The organism is Paucibacter aquatile (assembly GCF_002885975.1).
Classification (GTDB): Bacteria; Pseudomonadota; Gammaproteobacteria; order Burkholderiales; family Burkholderiaceae_C; genus Paucibacter_A; species Paucibacter_A aquatilis.
This window is the reverse complement of record NZ_POSP01000003.1, coordinates 453,654-474,337: the sequence shown is the minus strand read 5'-3', so window position 1 is coordinate 474,337 and position 20,684 is coordinate 453,654. Positions and strand designations below refer to the sequence as shown.

Annotated in this window: 17 protein-coding genes; 7 read left to right on the top strand and 10 right to left on the bottom strand. The window is 66.3% G+C overall.

The features are described from left to right. The 5 genes from C1O66_RS05340 to C1O66_RS05320 form a co-directional block, all read right to left on the bottom strand. Nucleotides 1-549, bottom strand: coding sequence for a chromate transporter (locus C1O66_RS05340; protein WP_102766938.1), 549 nt, complete (start codon nucleotides 547-549; stop codon nucleotides 1-3). A 7-nt stretch (nucleotides 550-556) separates the two neighbouring features. Then, nucleotides 557-1,153 (bottom strand): chromate transporter, encoded by a 597-nt coding sequence (locus tag C1O66_RS05335; RefSeq protein ID WP_102766937.1) that lies wholly within the window; start codon nucleotides 1,151-1,153, stop codon nucleotides 557-559. Beyond that, nucleotides 1,150-2,157 carry a D-2-hydroxyacid dehydrogenase family protein gene (locus tag C1O66_RS05330; RefSeq protein WP_102766936.1) on the bottom strand — a complete coding sequence of 336 codons (1,008 nt, stop codon included), beginning with the start codon at nucleotides 2,155-2,157 and terminating at the stop codon, nucleotides 1,150-1,152. Before C1O66_RS05330 ends, C1O66_RS05335 begins: the two co-directional genes overlap by 4 nt. 64 nt (nucleotides 2,158-2,221) lie before the next feature. Beyond that, nucleotides 2,222-2,566, bottom strand: coding sequence for a hypothetical protein (locus C1O66_RS05325; RefSeq protein WP_102766935.1), 345 nt, complete (start codon nucleotides 2,564-2,566; stop codon nucleotides 2,222-2,224). 46 nt (nucleotides 2,567-2,612) lie between these two features. After that, a complete protein-coding gene (locus tag C1O66_RS05320) occupies nucleotides 2,613-3,320 on the bottom strand; it encodes a hypothetical protein (RefSeq protein WP_102766934.1) in 708 nt (235 codons plus the stop codon). 362 nt (nucleotides 3,321-3,682) lie between these two features. Here C1O66_RS05320 and C1O66_RS05315 point away from each other — a divergent pair, with 362 nt between their 5' ends. From C1O66_RS05315 to C1O66_RS05285, 7 genes are all read left to right on the top strand, one after another. Further along, entirely contained in the window at nucleotides 3,683-5,563 is a 1,881-nt protein-coding gene (locus C1O66_RS05315) for an O-linked N-acetylglucosamine transferase, SPINDLY family protein (protein WP_102766933.1), read from the top strand. A 21-nt stretch (nucleotides 5,564-5,584) separates the two neighbouring features. Continuing rightward, a complete protein-coding gene (locus tag C1O66_RS05310) occupies nucleotides 5,585-7,945 on the top strand; it encodes a type I secretion system permease/ATPase (RefSeq protein WP_102766932.1) in 2,361 nt (786 codons plus the stop codon). An 84-nt stretch (nucleotides 7,946-8,029) separates the two neighbouring features. Next, nucleotides 8,030-9,229 carry an HlyD family efflux transporter periplasmic adaptor subunit gene (locus C1O66_RS05305; RefSeq protein ID WP_165794494.1) on the top strand — a complete coding sequence of 400 codons (1,200 nt, stop codon included), beginning with the start codon at nucleotides 8,030-8,032 and terminating at the stop codon, nucleotides 9,227-9,229. Nucleotides 9,230-9,418: 189 nt separating this feature from the next. Beyond that, a complete protein-coding gene (locus C1O66_RS05300) occupies nucleotides 9,419-10,858 on the top strand; it encodes a TolC family protein (RefSeq protein WP_165794493.1) in 1,440 nt (479 codons plus the stop codon). Between the two features lie 37 nt (nucleotides 10,859-10,895). After that, the gene (locus C1O66_RS05295) at nucleotides 10,896-12,290 is read left to right on the top strand and encodes a glycosyltransferase domain-containing protein (RefSeq protein ID WP_102766929.1); all 1,395 of its coding nucleotides are present in this window, start codon (nucleotides 10,896-10,898) and stop codon (nucleotides 12,288-12,290) included. Between the two features lie 147 nt (nucleotides 12,291-12,437). Next, entirely contained in the window at nucleotides 12,438-15,716 is a 3,279-nt protein-coding gene (locus C1O66_RS05290; protein ID WP_102766928.1) for a DUF268 domain-containing protein, read from the top strand. Nucleotides 15,717-15,773: 57 nt separating this feature from the next. Beyond that, nucleotides 15,774-16,499, top strand: coding sequence for an FkbM family methyltransferase (locus C1O66_RS05285; RefSeq protein ID WP_102766927.1), 726 nt, complete (start codon nucleotides 15,774-15,776; stop codon nucleotides 16,497-16,499). Nucleotides 16,500-16,598: 99 nt separating this feature from the next. Here C1O66_RS05285 and C1O66_RS05280 read toward each other — a convergent pair whose 3' ends face one another. Genes C1O66_RS05280 through gmd form a run of 5 tightly spaced genes read right to left on the bottom strand, consistent with a single transcriptional unit; the run spans nucleotide 16,599 to nucleotide 20,651 of the window. Then, nucleotides 16,599-17,702 carry a DegT/DnrJ/EryC1/StrS family aminotransferase gene (locus C1O66_RS05280; RefSeq protein WP_102766926.1) on the bottom strand — a complete coding sequence of 368 codons (1,104 nt, stop codon included), beginning with the start codon at nucleotides 17,700-17,702 and terminating at the stop codon, nucleotides 16,599-16,601. Nucleotides 17,703-17,712: 10 nt separating this feature from the next. Continuing rightward, nucleotides 17,713-18,303 (bottom strand): class I SAM-dependent methyltransferase, encoded by a 591-nt coding sequence (locus C1O66_RS05275; protein ID WP_207795904.1) that lies wholly within the window; start codon nucleotides 18,301-18,303, stop codon nucleotides 17,713-17,715. Continuing rightward, on the bottom strand, nucleotides 18,300-18,707 hold the full coding sequence (locus C1O66_RS05270; RefSeq protein ID WP_102766925.1) for a cupin domain-containing protein: 408 nt from the start codon (nucleotides 18,705-18,707) through the stop codon (nucleotides 18,300-18,302). The genes C1O66_RS05275 and C1O66_RS05270 overlap by 4 nt, the downstream gene beginning before the upstream one ends. After that, nucleotides 18,694-19,620, bottom strand: a complete 927-nt coding sequence (locus C1O66_RS05265; protein ID WP_102766924.1) for an NAD-dependent epimerase/dehydratase family protein — start codon at nucleotides 19,618-19,620, stop codon at nucleotides 18,694-18,696. Before C1O66_RS05265 ends, C1O66_RS05270 begins: the two co-directional genes overlap by 14 nt. Continuing rightward, a complete protein-coding gene (gene gmd, locus C1O66_RS05260; protein WP_102766923.1) occupies nucleotides 19,617-20,651 on the bottom strand; it encodes a GDP-mannose 4,6-dehydratase in 1,035 nt (344 codons plus the stop codon). The genes C1O66_RS05265 and gmd overlap by 4 nt, the downstream gene beginning before the upstream one ends. Nucleotides 20,652-20,684: the final 33 nt, after the last annotated feature.

The following is a 20,684-nucleotide window of genomic DNA, read 5'->3' as shown; positions in this document are numbered from 1 at the left end:
TCAGACGAGGTCCAGCGCCCCCAAGACCCCGCCGCCCAGCACCATCCAGACCAGGCTGAGCCGGGTCTTGAGCGTCAGCAGCACCGTGCCCGCGATCAGGGCCAGGGTGGCGAGCCGGTGTTCGGGCAGGCGCAGATAAGGCTCGGCCAGCAGCCAGCCCGTGGCCAGCATCAGGCCCAGGGTCAGCGGCGCCATGCCGGCCGAGAAGGCGCGCACGCCCAGACTGTCCTTGTTGCGCCGCGCCCAGCGCGTGGCGGCCAGCACCAGGGTGGTGGAGGGCAGCATGATGCCGGCCATGGCGGCGAAGGCGCCGCTCAGGCCGGCCACATTCCAGCCCAGCACGGCCACGAAAAGGATGTTGGGCCCGGGCGCGGCCTGGGCCAGGGCGATCGAGGAGGTGAACTCCGTGTCGCTGAGCCAGTGGCGCTCGCCGACCAGAAAGCGGTGCATCTCGGGTGCCGTGCTGATGGCGCCGCCGATGGACAGCAGGGACAGGGTCAGAAAATGCAGGAAGAGGTCGAGCAGGTCGACATGGGCAGTGGCCAGCATCTCGGTGTCAGCCTTCCGTGCGCGGGTCGGCCTTCAAGCCGCGCCAGGCTGCTGCCATGCCCAGGCCACCCAGCAGCAACACCAGCCAGGGCAGGGGCAGGCGCAGCCAGACCACGGCCGCCAGCGTGGCCAGGGCCAGCAGCGCCGCCATGGCCCGGCCCATGGGGTTGCGGCGCACGGCGGGAAGCAGCTTGAGGCCGGTGGCCAGGATCAAGCCGGCCGAGACCGCACCCATGCCGCGCAGGGCATTGCCCACCACCGGATGCTGGGACACGCTGCCGTAGAGCGCCGCCATGCTCAGCACCAGGACCGAGGGCAGCGCAAACATCCCCGCCAGGGCCGCGAACGCGCCGCGTAGGCCGAAGTAGCGGTCGCCGATCATCAGCGAGATGTTCACCACATTGGGCCCGGGCAGGACCTGTGCGATGGCCAGGGTCTCGACGAACTCTTCGCGCGTCATCCAGCCCAGGCGCTCGACCAACTCGCGCTGTGCCACCGCCAGTACGCCGCCAAAGCCCTGCAGGGCCAGGCGGTTGAAGGCCAGGTAGAGCGCCCAGAGCGATGCCGGGCGCTGCGGCGCTCGTGCCACGTCGGTGGCGCTCATCGCAGCACTTTCAGCGCTTCCGGGTTGACGATATTGCTCGGCTCGCTCTTGATGAAGTTCAGGATGTTGTCGAACGCGGCGTTGAAATACAGCTCGTAGCTGTCCTGCTCGACATAGCCGATGTGCGGTGTGCAGACGGCGTTCTCCAGGCGCAGCAGGGGGTGGCCTTGCAGGATGGGCTCGCTCTCGAACACGTCGATGGCGGCCATGCCGGGGCGGCCGCGGTTGAGGGCCGAGACCAGGGCGCCATCGGTCAGCAGCTCGGCCCGCGAGGTGTTGACCAGCAGGGCGGTCGGCTTCATGCGGGCCAGGTCTTCGGGGGTGATCATGCCGCGGGTGGCCTCGCACAGGCGCAGATGCAGGCTCAGCACATCGCTGCTGGCAAAAAATGCTTCGCGGCTCTCAGCCGCAATGAGCCCGTCGCTCTGCGCACGCAGGCGCGAGGCTTCGCTGCCCCAGACCTGCACCTGCATGCCAAAGGCGCGGCCATAGCCGGCCAGGATCTGGCCGATCTTGCCGTAGCCCCAGATGCCCAGGGTCTTGCCGCGCAAAACCATGCCGACGCCAAAATTGGGCGGCATGGACGCGGCCTTGAGCCCGGCCTGTTGCCAGGCGCCATGCTTGAGGTTGCCGATGTACTGGGGCAGGCGACGCATCGAGGCCATGATCAAGGCCCAGGTCAGCTCGGCCGGCGCCACCGGCGAGCCCACACCTTCGGCCACCGCAATGCCCAGCCGGGTGCAGGCTTCGATGTCGATGTGGTTGCCGACGCGCCCGGTCTGGGCAATCAGCTTGAGCTTGGGCAGCTTCTCCAGCAGCTGGCGCGGGAATTGGGTGCGCTCGCGGATCAGCACCAGCACTTCGGCGTCACGCAGCCGTATCGACAACTGGCCGATGCCCTTCACCGTGTTGGTGAAGACCTTGGCATTGAGGTGCTCCAGCTTGGCCGCGCAGTGCAGCTTGCGCACCGCGTCCTGGTAGTCGTCGAGGATGATGATGTTCATGCGTGGTGCCTATTTTGCACCGAGCCGCACGACTCCCCGAGGCGTGGTGGAACCGGGCAAGGCCTCAGAGGCTGGGGCGTTCCGGGTAGGCCTCTTGCAAGGCTGCGTCCAGGGCTTCCTTCAGGCGGTCGCTGTGCATCAGGCCAGACTCGCCTGCGCGTTCCAGCGCAGCCAGCAGGCTGCCCCGAATCAGCCACAGCTCGATCGGCTCGCTGGCCTGGCGAACCAGGGTTTGCAGATGTTCGCCGCTGACGCCGCGCAGCTCGGCTGCGGCCCGCATGAAGCACAGCTTGAGTGCCACAAAGCTGCGGCGGGCCGCGATGCGGCCGCGGCGCTCATCCGTTTGGGTCGTGCAGGCAAAGGCCCAAGGTGGAGGGAAGTGGGGGATGTCACGCAAGGTCAGTTCCATGGCGTTGCTCGGCCTCTCGCCAGCCTCTTCGTCTTCTTGGCATGAATCAATGCGCGGTGCAGGGTTCGGACAGAGTGGCCACCAAGGTGTCAGCGCTCAGTGCCTGCGCGGATTGGGCCTTGGAGTCCTTCTGGGCGCTGCGGGCCTGACGCATGCGCGCCAGCGTTTCCGCATGGGCTTGCGCTTGCAGCTTGGCCTGCACGCGTGCCTGGGTCTGGGCCAGCAGGCGTTGCTGCTTGGCATTCAGGGGCTGCGAGCTGCCGCCCTGGAACAAGGCGTCCAGGCGTTGCAGGCGCTGCTCGGCCTCGTGTTGCGAGAACTGGCGGGCCACTTCGGTGTACAGCCAGGTGCGCAAGTGCCAGAGGTCGCGCAGGCTGCGGGCGCGGCGGATGCTGCGCTGCAACTCACGCACGCTGTCGACCTGCGGGGGCGTGCCAGGCTCGGCGCCGCTGGCGGCCGGTGGGCTGTACAGCCCGGCCATGCAGGCCTGGAACTCGGCGCGTGCGCTGGCAAGATTTTGGCTGGCGGCCGGGGAGGGGGGCTGGCTGGCGCCCCAGGGGTCGCTGTCGCCCGGGATCCAGCGCAAGAGGCTTTGCCAGATGGAATCATTGCCGCTCAGCGAGATGCGGCTGCTGGCCGCGCCGCTGCGGGTCGGCGGCAGGGTGCTCTGGCGGCTGGCGATGCTGTTGTGTTGTCCGCGCGAGGGCGATGCTGCGCGGCTCCTGGCCCAACGAGTCAGAAATGCGTTCCACATTTTTTTGCTCTAGTTTGGCGGCCTCACTCATGGCCGCTCGCTCCCCCTCCAACAGGGTTCAACCCATTTTCGGCAGCGGGCGAGTGCGGCTGAAGCGAGAAAAGGCCCGGCTTTGCCCAGCATTCCCGCTGCGATCGGGCCGCAGGGCCCAGACCGCGAGGGGCGTGCTCCATGCGGGGAACAGGCCAGGCTTTCCCGCCCTAATCGAGCGGCCCGGTCGGGGCCGTCGCTCCTAACATCAGGTCGTGCGTCAATCCGCCCCGGGCCACTGCGGTGCCGGGCGGACCTGAGTCGCCGTTTTCCTCGTTCCTTGTCGTCACGTCGCCCAACTCTCAGCCGCCTTGCCCGCGGTCTGCACAGCCATGGATCTGTCCACCCCGCCGACCCAAACGCCGAATACCGCCATCCCCGAGGTGGAGCAACTGCTGGCCCGCGCCCGCAGCGGCCAGATGGGCTTGCCCGAGCTGATGGACCGCAGCAGCCATCTGCAGCAGGCCGGCATGCTGGAAGCGGCGGCCTTGCTCTACCAGGTCTGGGTGGAGACCACCCCGTCGCCGCTGGCCCATGTGGCCTGCTACAACTGGGGCACGTTGCTGGGGGCGATGAACCGCCATGCCGAAGCCGAGCAGGTCTACCGCAAGGCCTTGGCCTTCAACGAGAACTTTGTCCAGGCCCGCCTCAATTTGGGCCATCAGCTGGAGCAGCTCGGTCGCCAGGAGGAGGCGCTGGAGCAATGGCGCCTGGTCTACGACGATCTGCGCGTGCAGGCCAAGGGACGCGATGGCGAGGAACTGCTGCTCCACGCCTTGAACAACGGCGCCCGCCTGCTGGAAAACCTCAAGCGCTACGACGAATCGCAGGCACTGATGGTGCGCAGCCTGGAGATCAACCCGCGCCAGGGCAGTGTGCTGCAGCACTATGTGCACATCCGCCAGAAGCAATGCGCCTGGCCGGTGTACCAGCCGGTCGGTGAGGTGACGCTGAACCAGCTGCTGGTCGGCACCTCGCTGCTGGCCATGCTGAGCGCCAGCGACGACCCGGCGCTGCAGCTGATGGTGGCGCAGCGCTTTGTCCATGAAAAGGTGATCGACTACAAGGACCGCCCCCTGCACGAGCTGGCCGCAGCCCAGCGCCCGCGTGACGGGCGCATCCGCATCGGCTACCTGTCGGGCGATCTGTGCATGCACGCCGTCGGCCTGATGACGGCCGAGCTCTACGAGCTGCACGACCGCAGCCGCTTCGAGGTCTTCGGTTTTTGCTGGAGCCGTGACGACGGCACGCCGCTGCGCGAGCGCATCGTCAAGTCCTTCGATCACCATGTGCGCCTGCACGGCATGGACGACCTGACGGCGGCGCGCACGATTGCCGCCGCGGGCATCGATGTGCTGATCGACCTGCAAGGCCTGACCAACGGCGCCCGGCCCAATATCCTGGCCTACCGACCCGCGCCCATTCAGGCCTGCTGGATGGGGCTGCCGGCGACCTCGGCTCTGCCGGGGGTGGACTGGATGATTGCCGACCGCTTCGTCATGCCCACCGAGTACCTGCCCCACTGCACCGAGAAGCCCATCTACCTGGACCGCTGCTACCAGATCAGCGACCGCAAGCGCCTGGTCGGCCCCGAGCCCACCCGCGCCCAGTACCAGCTGCCGGAAGACGCTTTTGTCTTCTGCTCCTTCAACAACAACCACAAGTTCAGCGAAGAGATGTTCCACGCCTGGATGCGTGTGCTCAAGCAGGTGGAGGGCAGCGTGCTCTGGTTGCTGGCCGACAACCCCTGGTCGCATGCCAATATGCTCAAGGTGGCGGCCTCGCACGGCATTGCGCCCGAGCGCCTGATCTTTGCGCCGCGTGTGGCGCCACCCGAGTACGTGGCGCGCTTTGCCTTGGCCGATCTGGTGCTGGACACCTTCCCCTACAACGCCGGCACCACGGCCAGCGACTGCTTGTGGGTGGGCACGCCCATCCTGACCCGCTCGGGCCGCACCTACATCTCGCGCATGGCCGGCAGCCTGCTGACCCATGTCGGCCTGCCCGATCTGGTGACCCATTCGCTGGAAGAGTACGAGCAGCGAGCGGTGCAGATCGGCCAGAACCCGGCCCGCGCCCGCTCCTACAAGCGCTTCTTGCGCGAACAAGGGCGCGAGTCCACACTGTTCGACATTCCGGGCCTGGTGCGCGATCTTGAAAACAAGCTCGAAACCATGGCTGTGGCGCAGCGCCAGAAGCAGAAAAAGGCCTGAAGGCGTGGCTGAAGGACGACAGTGACTCAGCGACACGATTCATTCTTCGACGGCGGCCGTCCGGCCGCGCAGCCCGGGATCTACCTGGCTGTGGATCGCAGCGCGCCTGCCGAAGAAGCCAACGGGCCCGACGACAGCTGGCAGGACCAGGCGGCGTCCGACATCGGCAACCCCTTGCTCCATGCCCTGGTCTGGATGACCCAGCACCATGGCCGGGCCCGCTCGGCCGAATCGCTGTGCGCCGGGCTGACCGGCGGCGGCCCGCTGAGCCCCGATCAAGCCCTGCGCGTGATGCGCGAAGCCGGCTACAGCGCCGGCCTGGTGCGCAAGAAGATCGAGGATGTGAACCCGCTGTTGCTGCCGGCAGTGATGTTGCTCAATGGCGGCGATGCCTGTGTGTTGGTGCGGCGCCTGGATCCGGCCCAACCGGGTGGGGACTACCAGTTCGAGGTGGTATTCCCGGGCGCCGATGCCAATGTCTGCACGGCTTCGGCTTCGGAACTGGAGGCCGAGTACAGCGGCTTCCTGATGCTGCTGACTCTGCCCGAAACCTCACAGGCGCAGAACCGCGGCGAGCCGCTGCTGCGCACCGATGGCAGCCACTGGCTCTGGGGCACGCTCAAGCGCTTCATTCCCTACTACCGCGCCGCCATGGTGGCAGCCTTGCTCAGCAATGTGCTGATGTTGGTCACCGGCCTGGTGACCACGGTGATCTACGACAAGGTCATTCCCAACCAATCATTCGTGACGCTGTGGACTCTGGCCATCGGCGCGGGATTGGCCGTGGTGTTTGACCTCAGCGCGCGGCAGTTGCGCGCTCATCTGATCGACATCGCCGGGCGCAAGGCCGACCTCATCATCGGCTCCAAGCTCTTCCGCCAGACCCTGGGTGTGCGCATGGAGCACCGCCCGGCCTCGGCTGGCTCTTATGCCAGCACCATCGGCCAGATCGAGGTGGTGCGCGACTTCTTCGCCTCGGCCAGCGTCACGGTGGTGACCGATCTGCCCTTCATCGTGCTCTTCGTGGCCATGTGTTTTGTGGTCGGTGGGCCGCTGGGCTGGGTGATCGTGCTGGCCATCCCTTTGGTGCTGGGCCTGACGTTTGCCATCAAGAACCAGATGCGCAAGGCCGTGCGCACGCACATGAATGAATCGGCCGACCTGCAGGGCACGCTGGTCGAGGCCATCGAAGGCCTGGAAGATCTCAAGACCGCTGGCGCTGAAGGCCGTTTCCTGCAGCGCTACGAGGTCAGCACGGCGATTGCCGCCGAAGCCTCCATGCGCAGCCGCGGCCTGCACAGCCTGAGCAGCAATATCGCCATGAGCATGCAGCAGGTGATCACCCTGGTCATGCTGGTCTGGGGCGTCTACTTGATTGAAGACGGCATCATCAGCGCCGGTGCGTTGATGGGCGCCATCATGTTCGCGGGCCGCGCGATCGCGCCGCTGAACAGTGTGGTGGGGCTGGCGGCGCGGTATCAGAGCGCGCAAGCGGCCTTCATTGCGCTGAATCAGCTGATGTCACGCCCGACCGAGCGCGATGCCAGCCGCAACTATGTGCCGCTGTCGCGCGTCTCGGGCAGCCTGGGCATGCATGACGTGAGCTTCTCCTACCCGATGGAAGGCGAGGGCAATGCGCCGCGTGTACTGCGCTCGGTCAGCCTGCGGCTCAAGGCCGGTGAGCGGGTGGCCGTGCTGGGCCGCATCGGCAGTGGCAAGTCCACGGTGCTGCGCATGTTGGCGGGCCTGTACCTGCCGTCCGAGGGCATGGTGGAGGTCGATGGCATTGACCTGCGCCAGATCGATCCGGCCGAGTTCCGTGCCCGGGTCGGCTTTGTGTCGCAGGACCCGCGCCTGTTCCATGGCACGCTGCGCGACAACGTGCTGATGGGCCGTGCCCATGTCGATGCCTCACGACTCGTGGAGGTGGCGCGCCTGACCGGCCTGGACCGTGTGGTGGCCGGCCACCCCATGGGCTGGGACTTGCCCGTGGGTGAAATGGGCAGCCTGCTCTCGGGCGGCCAGAGGCAGCTGGTGGCGCTTGCGCGCAGCCTGGTCACGAAACCGCAGATTCTCTTGATGGACGAGCCGACCAGCTCCATGGATGCGCAGTCCGAAGTGGCCTTCTTGCGCCAGCTGCGTGACGCCGCCGGCGAGTGCACCCTGGTGGTGGTAACGCACCGCCCGGCCGTGCTGGAACTGGTCACGCGCATCATGGTCATGGATTCTGGCCGCCTGGTCATGGATGGCCCGCGTGACCAGGTGCTGGCCGCGCTCTCGGGCGTGCGTCCGGCCCAGCCGGCGGCGGCCGGCGCCGAGGCAGCCTCCAATCTGCACATGCACCCGGCCGCGCAGCCGGTGCAGCGCTCGGCCTCGGTCTGAGGCTGAGTGACGGTGTCTTTTTGAGTTTTTCATGACAAGCAGCTTCAGCGACAACAGCAACATCAAGGGCAGGGGATGGCTGCGATGAACACAGCCCGCGGCGACCAAGAGTTTTTGAGCAGTCTGGCGGCGGCTCATATCGATGAGCCCTTGCCGCGGGTCACCTGGGCGCTTTACCTGCTGCTGGCGGCGGTGGTGATTGCCATCATCTGGGCGGGCCTGACCCAGGTTGACCAGCTCAGCCGCAGCGACGGCGTCGTGGTGCCCGATGGGCGCGAGCAGGTGATCGCCAGCATGGAAATCGGCATCTTGCGCGAGCTCTTGGTGCGCGAGGGCGAGGAGGTGGAGGAAGGCCAGGTGCTGGCCAAGCTCGACCCGACCCGGGTGGAAGCGCAACAGAGCGAAGGCAATGTCAAACGCCTGGCCTCCAAGGCCACGGTCGCCCGTCTGACCGCCGAAGCCAACAACCAGGCGCTGAGTTTCCCCGAGGAACTCAAGGCCGTTCCCGCCATCGTGGCGGCCGAGACCGGTGCGTATCAGGCCCGCCAGCGCCTGCTCAGCGAGGCGGTGGCCAGCCTGGAGCGCAGCATCGGCATGCTGGCGCGCGAGCTCAAGATCTCGCAGGACATGGCGGCCAAGGGCTTGATGTCGAATGTGGAGGTCATGCATCTCTCGCGCCAGATCAACGAGCTGCAGCAGCAGCGCAGCGAGCGCATCAGCCGCTTCCGCCAGGAGGCCAGCTCCGAGCTGGTCAAGCTGCAGAATGATCTCGCACTCCAGGACGAGCAAATGGTGGTGCGCGAAGACGCCATCAAACGTACCGTGCTGACTTCGCCCGTTCACGGCCTGGTCAAAAACATCCGGGCCAACACCTTGGGCGGCGTCATCACCACCGGCGCGCCCATCATGGAAATCGTGCCCCTGACCGACGAGGTATTGATCGAGACCCGCATCAAGCCGGCTGAGGTCGGCTATCTGCGCGTCGGCCAGAAGGCCAAGGTCAAGCTGCAGGGCTTTGACTACAACATCTACGGGGGCCTGGAGGGCCGGGTCGAGTACATCAGCCCCGATGCCCTGGGTGAGTCCGACAAGGCCGGAGGCTCGGGCCGCTACTACCGCGCGCTGGTGCGCTCCGAACGCAGCACCCTGCGCTACAAGGGTGAGGCGGTGCAGGTGATCCCGGGCATGAGCGCAACCGTCGAGATCAAGACCGGTGAACGTTCGGTGCTGAGCTTCCTGCTGCGCCCCATGCTCAAGGCGCGCGAGGCGATGAGCGAACGCTGAGCCGACGCTGAGCCGACGCTGACGCCGAGTGCGGCGCAAGTGCGTGTTCCAGGCTGCCCCAGGGAACCGTCGATTTGCGGCGTCATGCGAGCGCTGTTCCAGGCTTCGCGATGAGGCCGCTGTGATGAAGTAGCGGTCATGCTGACCGAACCTCTTCAGACCGCCTTGCACCCTCCTGCACGCCGAGCCTTGCACCGTCTCGTCCTGCCCTTGCTGGCCGGCCTGACGCTGGTCTTGGGCCCATCCGGCATGGTGGGAGCCGCACCGAACAGCAAGGCCGCGGGCAAAGCCCCGGCCAAGACGAGCAAAGCCGCGACGGCGCCCGCAGCGCCGGCCGCGGCAGAGAAGCCTGCCAACCAAAGCCAGTGCGGCGAAGAAGACGCCCTGCCCAGCAGCAGTGGTCGCGACACCCGCATGGTGGACACCCAGTTCATCGACCCGCGCAGCCAGCTGCAGGAGCTGGTGGACCTGACCCTCAAGCGCAGCCAGGCGCTGGGCGCAGCCACCATGCTGGCCCAGGCTGCACGACTCGATTGGGAAGAGGCCCGTGCCGCGCGCATGCCGCAGGTCAATCTCTCGGGCAGCTTGGCCCATGTGGGTGTCAAGGCCGGCGATCTGCCGGTCAGCCACGGCAATCAGGGCCGTGCCAGCCTCACGGTCAGCGCTCCGCTCTACGACTTTGGCCGCAACAGCATGCTGGCCAACTGGCGCAACCAACTGGCCGAGTCGGCTCGCTTGGGTCTGGTCAATGCCGAGCAGCAGCTGGCCTTGCAGACCGTGTCATTGGCCATGGATCGCAGCCGCTACCAGCTGCAAGGTCAGGTCTATGCCCAGTACGTTCGCAAGATGGTCTGCCTGGTCGAGGCGCTGGACACCATCGTCAAGGCCGATCGCGGCCGTGCCAGCGAGCTGGTGCAGGCGGTCAAGAATCGCCAGCAGGCCGAGCTGGCTGTGCAGCAGACCCAATCGGCCCTGACGCAGACCGAGGCCCGGCTGCGCCGCCTGGTCGGCGACAACCTGCCACCGAGCGCCAGCTACTCGGCCCTGCTGACCCAGGTGCCGGATCTGGAAGAGATGCAGCGCGATGTGGTCAGCGCGCCCGATGTGGCCCAGCTCGATGCCCAGGCCAAGGCCCAGTCCAGCTACGCCGACTCGGTGGCGGCCAGCTTCAAACCCCAGATCAATGTCACCGGCACCGGCGCAGCCATCGCCGGCTTTGGCAAGGGCGCGGAATGGTCGGCGGGCCTCAGTGTCTCCATGCCCATTTACAACGCCACGGCCGAGCCGGCCATCAACTCGGCCCGCAAGCGCGCCGAGGCCGCCCGTCTGCAGCGCGAGGATGCCATCGAGGCACGGCGTTACCGACTGATCGACATCCACGAATCGGCCGTGTCGTCCTTCGACCGTGCACGCCGCATCGTCGACATCCTGCGCAACAGCGACCGCCTGCGTGTCTCTACCCTGCAGCAGTGGCAGCAGCTGGGCCGCCGCTCGCTCTTCGATGTGATGGGCAGCGAGTCGGACTACTTCTCCTTGCGCGTGGCCCATGTCAACGCCTTGTTCGACGGCCAGCAGGCGGTGGCCATGATGTGGTCCATGGGCCGTGGCGTGATGACGCCGCTGCGCTGAACGGCCTTGCGCCTCACTGACTGACACAATCCCGCCCATGACGACGCCCCAAGCTCGACGCCCCCGCCTGGTCATCTACACCGTGCTCACCGGCTCCAAGGAGCCGCTGGGTGACCCGCTGGCCGAGTTGGAGCGTGCGCGCGATGACACCGATCTCGACATTGGCTTCGTCTGCTTCACCGACAACCGCGCGCTGCGCAGCCCGGTCTGGGAGTTCCGTTACCTCGACGACACGCCGCTGCCACCTGAGAAGCTCTCGCGTCGCCCCAAGGCCTTGCCGCATGAGTACCTGCCGGATTGGGAGTACAGCCTCTACGTCGACAACATCGTGCGCTTCAAGCGCATGCCACGGGCGGCCGATCTGCAGTGCGCCAGCCCCTACGCCTTTCGCACCTTCCGCCACACCACGCGCAGCAACCCGCGCCAGGAGGCCGAGGCCATCGTGCAGCTGGGTTATGAGTCGGTCGATCGCTTGAGCGCCCAGCTGGATTTCTACGCCACCCGCATGCCGCTCAGCGACATCACGCCGCTGAGCACCTGCACCGTCATCCTGCGTCAGCACATGCACCCGGTGCTGGTGAAGTTCGGCGTCATCTGGTGGGAGCAGATCCTGAATTTCTGCAAGCGCGATCAGATGTCGTTTGATTTCGCCATCCATTGCGCCCAGGCCCAGATCGACTACCTGCCCGGGCTCAAGCATGACAACGACCTGATCCAGAACAGCGCCAACATCCAGCCCAACCGCGTGCATGCCAACTTCGACGCGGTGCGCTACGCCTGGATGCACCGCCAGGACCCGGCGGCGCGCGCCAATCCGCGCCAGCATTACCTGGACCATGGCCGCTTCGAGGGTCGCAGCTACAACGCACGCCTGGAGCTGTTCGAGTACCTCTGCTACCAGGTCGGTTCCAGTCTGGGTGCCCAGGTGGCACCGCGCCGCCAGGTGGCAGCCACGCTCAACGACTGGCTGACGCCCTGGCGCGGCAAGCCCGGGCGCTTGCTGCTGGTGAGCATCGCCGGCGCTGAGCCCGCGGCCTTCGAGGCCGAGGAGCGCGCGCGCGCCGAGGCGGCGCTCTGCGCCTTTTTGCCCGGCTGCGTCGGCACCCGCATCGAGCTGCGGGCCGAGCAACTGGCGGGCGGCGAGCTGGCCTTCCGCCCCGACGATGGCGGCTTTGACCTGATCGTGGTGCTGGGTGCCTCGGGCCGCCTGCTCAAGCCCTTGCTGAGCCTGGTGGCGGGAGCCTTCAAGCCGCAAGGGCAGATGCTGGTGCTGGCCTCGGAATCCGCGCCGCTGGCCGATGTGGCGGCGCTGGAGTCGGCCATTGCACTCAAGACGGGCTCGCCTTGCCGCGCCCGGGTGCAGGGCAGCCGGCATGACAGCCTGGATGCCGGCCTGCCCAACAGCCTGCTCGGCTTCGAGTGGGGGCCGTGAGCCGGCCGCCCGGCGCCCGGGGCAGGGCTGCCGTGACGGAATGCCGTTTTTGAAAGGCCGGGCTTGTCCCGGCTTTTTGCTGCTTCGCACCGTGACGGCGCCGGGATACTGCGGGGATACCCCCTGGATTCGCACGGAGACCCGAGCATGGCTGACAAGTTCTTCATCGCCTACTGCACCAGTGGCCTGGGCAATCGCCTGCGCCCCCTGGCCGCGGCCATTGCCTACTGCCGTCTGACCGGGCGCAAGCTGCGCGTCTACTGGGATTCGATCACCCCCAACGGCTGCCTGACGCCGCTGGAGCGCCTGTACCAGAACCAGTTCGACCCCATCAGCCTGGCCGAAATCGAGGCCCTGGCTGGCCGCAGCGTGGCCTTGTTCACCGAGAAGGGGCCTGGCCATGGGGTCACGCGCGAGGCCGAGCGTTTCGGGCGCGATCAGCTGTTGAAGGTCTCGCAATTCTCGACGCCCCAGCATGCCCAGGCGCTCAAGCTCGACGATCCGCATGAGACCGTGATCGTCTACGACAACGACTATCTGGACTGCGTGCCGCGGGAGTTGTCGATCGCCGCCTTGCGCAGCCTGGTGCCGGCCGAAGACATCCGCGACCAGGTGCTGGCTCAGGCGGCCGAGCACGGCCTGACCCTGCAGACCAAGGGCGTGCATGCCCGCGGCACTGACTTCGGGCTCAAGGACGCGCTCGATCTCTACAGCGGCCTGATCCGCGACCGCATCGGCGTGGACCGCGGCGAAAAGTTCTTCCTCTCGACCGAAGACGCGCAGCTGGAGCAGGGCTTGCGTGAGCTGTTCCCCAGCCAGCTGATGAGCCGCCACGACCGCCTGCATCTGCAGCTCAACGAGGGCAAGGCAGTCTGGGGTGATCCGGACAGCTACACCGTCAGCGCCGACCATGGTGTCGATGCGCTCAAGGACATCTACCTGCTGTCCTGCGTCAATCTGGTGGTGTTCCACCCGGGCAGCACCTTTGCCGAGATTTCGCGTCATCTGCACGGCGTGCTGCAAGAGGCGGCTGCGCCTGTGGCCGCCACGGTGGCCGCGCCGGCTGCTGCGCCGCTCTCGGCCCTGGAGCAGGTCAACAGCCTGTTTGTGCAGCGCTGCACCCAGATGCTGCCGCGCGGCGGCGCCAAGTTTCCGCTCAGCGCCGTTCAGGGTGAGCCCGGACCGGCGCCGTTGGAAACCGTGCCGCCCGAGTTCATCTACTGGGAGACCCTGGGCTACAAGACCCCCATTCTCGAGCGCATGATCATGGTCAGCAGCTCGACGCCGGTGTTGCACTGGGATGCCGAGCGTTTCAATCAATGGGTGGAGGCCGGGCTGTCGCGCTTCACCGAGGCCGATTTCCGCACCCTGTGCCCCTACCCGGAGGCCCTGTCCCAGATCGCCAAGCTGCAAAGCCATATCCGCGGCAGCAAGATCCTGGTGATTGGTTCCGAGACCTACTGGCTGGAGCTGCTGTGCTGCCTGTTCGGCGCGGCCGAAGTCACCACGGTCGAGTACCGCGAGATCCACTGGGACGGCGAGCTGCGCAGCCCGACCCCCGTGCGCACCATCACCTGGGACCAGTACCTGCAGGAGCTGGATCGTCATGAGCAGGCCTATGACATGGTGCTGTCTTACAGCTCCATCGAGCACTCGGGCCTGGGCCGATACGGCGACCGCTTCATGCCGCTGGGCGACCTCTACACCTTCTTGCTGATGTCGCGTTGCATTGCACCGCATGGCATGTGCGCCGTCGCCGTGCCGGTGGGGCAGGACCTGACCCATTTCAATGCCCATCGCATCTATGGCGTCACCCGCATGCGGGCGCTGGAGCAGGTCGGTGAAATGAAGCTGATCGGCATGGCCACGCCCGACGAGGCCTATCTGGCCAGCCACGAGACCGAGGCGGGCCTGCGCGCCGGCTGGTCGATCGCCTCGCTCGCCACCTTGCCCCTGGGCAAGCTGCGCCAGCCGGTGTTGTGTTTCGGCCAGTCCAGCTTCAGCAATGAGAACTTTGCCGCCCACCGCATGGGGCGTGTGCCGGCAGGCTTTGGTGCCGCACATGCCACCGCTGCCGCAGCCGAGGCGCCGCAGCCGGCCAGCACGGCCGTGGCCGGCCGTCCGGCCGACCCGCACCAGATCGCGCTGCAGGCCAGTGCCCAGGCCATCGGTGGCGCCTGCTTTGTCGAGGTGACCCATGTGCGGCCCTTCGGTTTCAGCGAGCTGGAGGTTCAACGCGTCAACGTTTCTGTCGATGAAGCCCTGGCGGCCGATCCGGCCCAGTTCGCCGGTATCCAACATTGCTTCCTGCATGTGCTGCTGGGCTGTGGCGTGCCGCAGGCACGTTTCATCCAGACCTTGCGCTGGGCGCTGCAGCATTTCGAGCAGGTCCACATCCTCGAACACAACGCGGCCAGCAGCGACTGGGAGATCAGCGAAGCGGTGCGCATCGATCATTGCATCGCCAATTGCCTGAACAGCGAGCAGCTCTACAGCATGGCCCGTCTGCTGAGCTTGCAGGTTTCGCCCCTGCAGCGACTGCCGGGCTGGCAGTCGCCCGAGCGCAATGTGCTCTTCACCCTGGCCGGCAAGAGCCAGGCCTTGCGCTGGGACGATGTGGCCGGCTTCTACGGCCAGGTGGGCCTGACGGCGCAAATGGGCGGCAAACATTCCTTCCAAAGCTGGAACGATGTCTACCTGGGCACGGCCGAGGCCGTCAGTCTGGTGCAGCGCCACATCCAGCAGCTTCACGCGGCCCGCGGCCGCTATGTGGGCAAGAGCCTGTTTGCCAGCTGCGGCGGCTTTTTCAGCCTCGATCAGATGCAGGCCTGCAGCGGCCAGGGCCTGGCCGAGCTGGTGCTGTTCGATGTCAACCCCTTCACCGTCAGCTTTGCCCAGACGGTGCACCGCTTGATCAAGGGCGCGCCGAGCCGGCGTGATTTCCTGCAGGCCTATCTGCTGGCCAAGGTCGAGGCCTTGCCAGGTGATCGATTCCAGATCGATGCGCGCACGCCCTTCGAGGCGCGCCTGCGCCAGGCAGCCGAAGTGGGCGCGCTGTACGGCGAGGACATCTTCAACATCCTGCGCAGCCTTTTGTTTGCCCGCCTTCAAAGCAGCGGCCTGCAGGTCTGGGGCATGCGCAATGTCGGCGACAACCGCATCGATGTGGCGGCGCGCCTGGACCTCCATGCCAATCAGGAGCGCTTCATCGATTCCAACTGCTTGATCAACGGCGAGGGCTCCTGGCTGTCCAGCGAGGGCGCCTACCTGCAGGTGCGCAATCTGCTGCTGAACACGCCAACCCGCTACGTGGTGGCCAGCATCGAGGCGCTGGACAGCAAGCCTGGCGATCTGATGTTGGCCTCCAATATCTTTGACTTTGTGCCTCCGGCGGTGCGCCAGAAGATCGCGGCCGATGTGCTCTGAGGCCGCATCCGATGCCGAGCTCAGCCCCATGATTTCGAGTCTCAGGAGGGCTCTGACATGATCGAAACCCGCACGGTGACCCTGGGTGACCAGAGCGCAACCGTCAGCCTGCGCGCCGACAAGTACGAGATTCCGCTGTTTGAACAGATCTTCGGTGCGCAGGTCTTTTCCGTGGCCCGCCTCAAACGTGCGGCCGAACTGAACAAGTTCTACAACTTCGCGGTGCAGATGGGCTGGACGCCCTTGATCATCGATCTGGGCGCGAATGTGGGGCTCAGCGCCTTGTACTTCAGTCTGCAGTGGCCCAAGGCCAAGGTGCTGGCGGTGGAGCCGGAAGCCAGCAACTTTGATTGCCTGGTGGCCAACACCTTGTCGCGCCCGCAGATCACGGCCTTCCAGCGCGCCGCCAGCTGCCGCCAGGAGGCGGTGGAGATCAGCAACCCCGACACCGATCCCGTGGGATTTCAGACCCGCGCCGCCGCGGGCGGTGGTATTGCCACCATCACGGTGCCCGAGCTCTTGCAGCAGTACCCGATGTCGGCCGGTTTCCTGCCGTTCATGATCAAGGTGGACATCGAAGGCTATGAGTCGGTGCTGTTCGAAGAGAACGTCGACTGGATCGATGCCTTCCCCTTGATGACCATCGAGTTGCACGACTGGGCCCTGCCGGGCCAGGGGACCTCGAAAAACTTCCTCAAGGCGATCGCCGGGCGCGACCGTGATTTTGTCTACCTGGGTGAGAACGTCTTCTCGATCCCGTACCGCCTGAGCTTGCCGATCTGAAGCGGCCGGCGACGGGTCTTTCAATCAAAAGGGCCACGCGGTTTGCGCCGCGTGGCCCTTGTGTTTTTGTTGCGGGCGAGGCCTCGTGGCCCCAATCGCTCAGCCCAGATAGAAGCTGCGGATGCTCTGGCAGATGCGCTCGATCTGCGCGTCACTCAGCTGGATCATGGACGGCAGCCACAGGCCTGAGCGGCCGATTTCCTCGGCCACCGGGTGATGGCCGGGCAAGGCATAGGCCTTTTGTTGGTGGATGGGCGGGTACATGGTGCGGGTGCCGATGCCCTGGGACTTGAGATGGGCGGCCAGGGCATCGCGGCGCTCGGCGCGGCAGTCGATGAACCAGGGCGTGCACAGGCTCAGGTCATGGGCGAAGAGCTGGATGCCGGGGATGCCGGCCAGGCCTTCGGCATAGCGACGCCAGATTTCTTTCTTGCGCTCGATGCGGCCGGGCAGCTGGCGCATCTGGGCCAGGCCGACGCAGGCTTGCAGCTCGGTGAACTTGAAGTTGTAGCCGATGCTGTCATGCACATCGGTGCCGCCGGCGGCGCGGCCGAAGTCCTTCAGGCGGCGCAGCCTGTCGGCCAGCGCATCGTCGTCGGTGATCAGGGCGCCGCCTTGGCCGGTGGAGATGATCTTGGGGGCCGAGAAGGAGAAGCTGCCGATGGCGCCGGCGCGGCCGATGTGGCGGCCGTCAGGGTAGACGGAGCCCAGGGACTGGGCGGCATCTTCGATCAGGGCCACCCCGGTTTCGCGCGCCAGGGCCTCGAAGGCCGCGATGCCGCAGGCCGGCGCGCGGCCGTTGGCCGAGACCAGCATGATGGCGCGGGTCTTGGGCGTGATGGCGGCGCGCGTGGCAGCCAGGTCCAGGATCAGGGTGTCGGGGTCGACATCGACGAACACCGGCTGCGCGCCCAGCATCTTCACCGAGTTGGGCGTGGCGATCATGGTGTAGTCGGGCACGATGACTTCATCGCCCGGGCCCACGCCCACGGCGATGGCGGCCAGGGTCAGCGAGACCGTGCCGTTGTTGACGACGATGCAGTGGCGCGCGCCGGTGAACTCGGCGATCTGGCGCTCGAAGGCCTCGGTCTTCTTGAACTCGGTGAAGAAGCCGTCTTCGTCGAGGTAGGCCATCAGCTCGGCCTTTTCCTCGCCGCCGAACAGCGGCCGCATCTGGGGGATGAATTCTTGTGTGTCGCTCATGATGGCGGGGTCAGGTGGGCTTGCGCGCCTGCAGGTTCAGGGACACCAGGATGCCGGTGTCCTTTTGCATATGGGGAAAGTAGGCCTGCGAATGGTCGTCCACCGCGGCATGCTCGGTCTGGCGCCAGTCCCAGCGCTCGGGGGCGACAAAGCCGCAGGCTTCGAGCAGGGTGCTCAGGCTGGCCTGGTCGTAGGTGGTCTTGTGATACAGGGTGGCCGGGCCTTGCTCGGTCTGGATGGCCATCTTGCCGTAGAGCGGGCCCAGCACCCGGGCCAGCTCGCCGGTCTGCTGGTAGACCTGGATCATGGCCTGGAAGTCCGGCACGGCCAGGCGCAGCACGCCGCCCGGCGCCAGCACCCGGTGCCACTCTTTCAGCACCTCCCTGGCCTGGTCGCGGTCGAAATACTCCAGCGCATGGCTGCAGTAGATCAACGAGGCCGAGTTGTCGGCCAAGAAGGGCAGGGCGTCGATGCCGGATTTGTGGTCGATGTGCGGCATGTCGCACAGGTCCACATGGACGAAGCCGGGGATGACCCGGTGCCAGCAGCCCAGATGGACCTTGATCAGCGCGCCCGTCTCGCCCATTGCTGCCGCGCTCACAGCCGCCTCCGGTCCGCGTCGGCGCCGACATAGGGGCCGTTCTTGATCTCCAGCACCTGGGTGCCGTTCTCCAGGATGTGATAGCCGTGGCCGCCGCGCAGCAGCACCAGGATGTCTCCGGCGCCGGCCTCCAGCTCGGCCACCTTCTGATCGGCCGTGTCGTAGATCTCGGCGCGCACCCGGCCGGCGCGGATGTAAAGCACTTCTTGCGTCCACAGCACCTCGCGGCTCACTTCATTGTGGCTGTGGGCCAGCAAGGTCTTGCCCTGCTCATAGCCCCAGGTGCCCACCTGCTGGTAGTCGCCCTCGGGGGAAAAGAACTGCAAGCCGCCGCTCCAGGCCACGCTGGCCGGGATGTGGCGGGCCAGCACCAGCTCGCCTTGCTTGATTTCAGTGACTGCCATGGGCTTCTTGCTCCAGATACCAGCGGATGGTGGCGCGCACGCCGTCTTCAAAATCGATCTCGGGGGACCAGTTCAGCAGGGCCTGGCCGCGGCTGCCGTCCACCGTCTTGTAAGGGGCGCCGTCGGGCTTGCTCGGGTCCAGCACCAGACGACCGGTGTAGCCGATCTCGCGCTGGATCATCTCGGCCATGGCCAGGATGGAGATGCCGCGGCCGACGCCGATGTTCACCGGCTGGTCGCAGCGCGGCGCCGCCAGGCCTCGGACCAGGGCTTGCGCGCCATCGTCCACATGCAGCCATTCGCGCACCGGCGTGCCACTGCCCCAGACCACCACCTCGGGCAGGCCCAGCTTCTTGGCCCGGGCGAACTTCATCACCAGGGCGCCCAGGGCATGGGAACGTTCTTCCTCGAAATGATCCTCGGGGCCGTACATATTCGACAGGATCAGGTTGATCACATCGAGCCCGTACTGCTGGGCATAGGCTTGCGCGCCGACCCAGGAGGCCTTGCGCACAAAGCCGTAGACCATGACGGAGTCATGCAGGGGGCCGTCCCAGAACTCGTCTTCCTTGAAGAGCGTGGCCTTGGCGGGGTAGGCGCAGTTGGAGATCGGGTTGACGATGCGCTGCACGCCGTGGCGCTGGGCGCTGGCGAGCAGATTCAGCGTCATCTGCAGGTTGTTGTGAAAGAGCTCGGCCGAATGCTTGTAGCCGAACTGGATGCCGCCGACAAAGGCCGCGCAGTGGATCACCTGGCTGGGCTTGTGGGCGGCAAAAAAGGCCTCGGTGGCGATGGGGTCGCGCAGGTCCAGACCCAGAGACAGGGAGGTCTTCAGATGGGGCTGGCCCTGGGCGTCGAGCAGGCGGCAGACGCGCCGACCCAGAAAACCGGTGGCGCCGGTGACCAGAATCATGGCTCATGGCCTCCGTAGGTTTCGTTCTTCAGGTCGTACTGCACCATCATGCGCACCAGGTCGCGGATCGAGGTCTTGGAGGTCCAGCCCAGCTTTTCGCGCGCCTTGCTGGCGTCGCCCCAGAGCAGGTCCACCTCGGCTGGGCGGAAGTAGCGAGGGTCGATCACCACCAGGGGGCGGCCGGTGCGGCGGTCCAGGCCGCGCTCGTTCACGCCTTCGCCTTGCCAGTCCAGCTCGATGCCCACTTCGGCAAAGGCCATGTCCACAAACTGGCGCACGGTGTAGGTTTCCCCCGAGGCGATCACATAGTCGTCGGCCTTTTCCTGCTGCAGCATCAGCCACATGGCTTCGACATAGTCCTTGGCATAACCCCAGTCCCGCTTGGCATCGAGGTTGCCGAGGCTGAGCACGGCCTGGCGCCCTTGCGAGATGCGGGCCACGGCCTTGGTGATCTTCTTGGTCACAAAGGTCTCGCCGCGGCGCGGCGATTCGTGGTTGAACAGGATGCCGTTGCAGGCATAGAGGCCATGGCTCTCGCGGTAATTGACCACGATCCAGTAGGCATAGAGCTTGGCCGCGCCGTAGGGCGACTTGGGGTAGAAGGGCGTCTTCTCGCTTTGCGGCGCGGTCTCGGGCAAGCCGCCGAACAGCTCGGAGGTCGAGGCCTGGTAGAAGCGCGGCTTGATGCCCAGGTCCTTGATGGCATTGAGCAGGCGGATGGTGCCCAGGGCATCGACCTCAGCGGTGTACTCGGGCACCTCGAAGGACACGGCGACGTGGGACTGGGCGCCCAGGTTGTAGATCTCGTCGGGCTGAATCTTGGACAGCAGGGTGTGCAGATTGCTGGAGTCGGTCAGGTCACCGTGGTAGGTCTTGAAGCGTTGGTGCTCGAGCAGGTGGTCGATGCGCGCCGAGGTGAAGACCGAGCTGCGGCGCAGGGTGGCATGCACCTCGTAGCCTTTGGCCAGCAGGGATTCCGCCAGGTAGGAGCCATCCTGCCCCGTCACACCGGTGATGAACGCTTTTTTCATGGGTGTTTGCACTTTCGCTGGTTCAATTTCTCG

What these genes read in the sequence shown, in the direction of transcription:
- C1O66_RS05340 (WP_102766938.1), bottom strand. Translation starts at nt 549, where the DNA reads ATGCTGGCCACTGCCCATGTCGACCTGCTCGACCTCTTCCTGCATTTT.
- C1O66_RS05335 (WP_102766937.1), bottom strand. Translation starts at nt 1,153, where the DNA reads ATGAGCGCCACCGACGTGGCACGAGCGCCGCAGCGCCCGGCATCGCTC.
- C1O66_RS05330 (WP_102766936.1), bottom strand. Translation starts at nt 2,157, where the DNA reads ATGAACATCATCATCCTCGACGACTACCAGGACGCGGTGCGCAAGCTG.
- C1O66_RS05325 (WP_102766935.1), bottom strand. Translation starts at nt 2,566, where the DNA reads ATGGAACTGACCTTGCGTGACATCCCCCACTTCCCTCCACCTTGGGCC.
- C1O66_RS05320 (WP_102766934.1), bottom strand. Translation starts at nt 3,320, where the DNA reads ATGTGGAACGCATTTCTGACTCGTTGGGCCAGGAGCCGCGCAGCATCG.
- C1O66_RS05315 (WP_102766933.1), top strand. Translation starts at nt 3,683, where the DNA reads ATGGATCTGTCCACCCCGCCGACCCAAACGCCGAATACCGCCATCCCC.
- C1O66_RS05305 (WP_165794494.1), top strand. Translation starts at nt 8,030, where the DNA reads ATGAACACAGCCCGCGGCGACCAAGAGTTTTTGAGCAGTCTGGCGGCG.
- C1O66_RS05295 (WP_102766929.1), top strand. Translation starts at nt 10,896, where the DNA reads ATGACGACGCCCCAAGCTCGACGCCCCCGCCTGGTCATCTACACCGTG.
- C1O66_RS05290 (WP_102766928.1), top strand. Translation starts at nt 12,438, where the DNA reads ATGGCTGACAAGTTCTTCATCGCCTACTGCACCAGTGGCCTGGGCAAT.
- C1O66_RS05285 (WP_102766927.1), top strand. Translation starts at nt 15,774, where the DNA reads ATGATCGAAACCCGCACGGTGACCCTGGGTGACCAGAGCGCAACCGTC.
- C1O66_RS05280 (WP_102766926.1), bottom strand. Translation starts at nt 17,702, where the DNA reads ATGAGCGACACACAAGAATTCATCCCCCAGATGCGGCCGCTGTTCGGC.
- C1O66_RS05270 (WP_102766925.1), bottom strand. Translation starts at nt 18,707, where the DNA reads ATGGCAGTCACTGAAATCAAGCAAGGCGAGCTGGTGCTGGCCCGCCAC.
- C1O66_RS05265 (WP_102766924.1), bottom strand. Translation starts at nt 19,620, where the DNA reads ATGATTCTGGTCACCGGCGCCACCGGTTTTCTGGGTCGGCGCGTCTGC.
- gmd (WP_102766923.1), bottom strand. Translation starts at nt 20,651, where the DNA reads ATGAAAAAAGCGTTCATCACCGGTGTGACGGGGCAGGATGGCTCCTAC.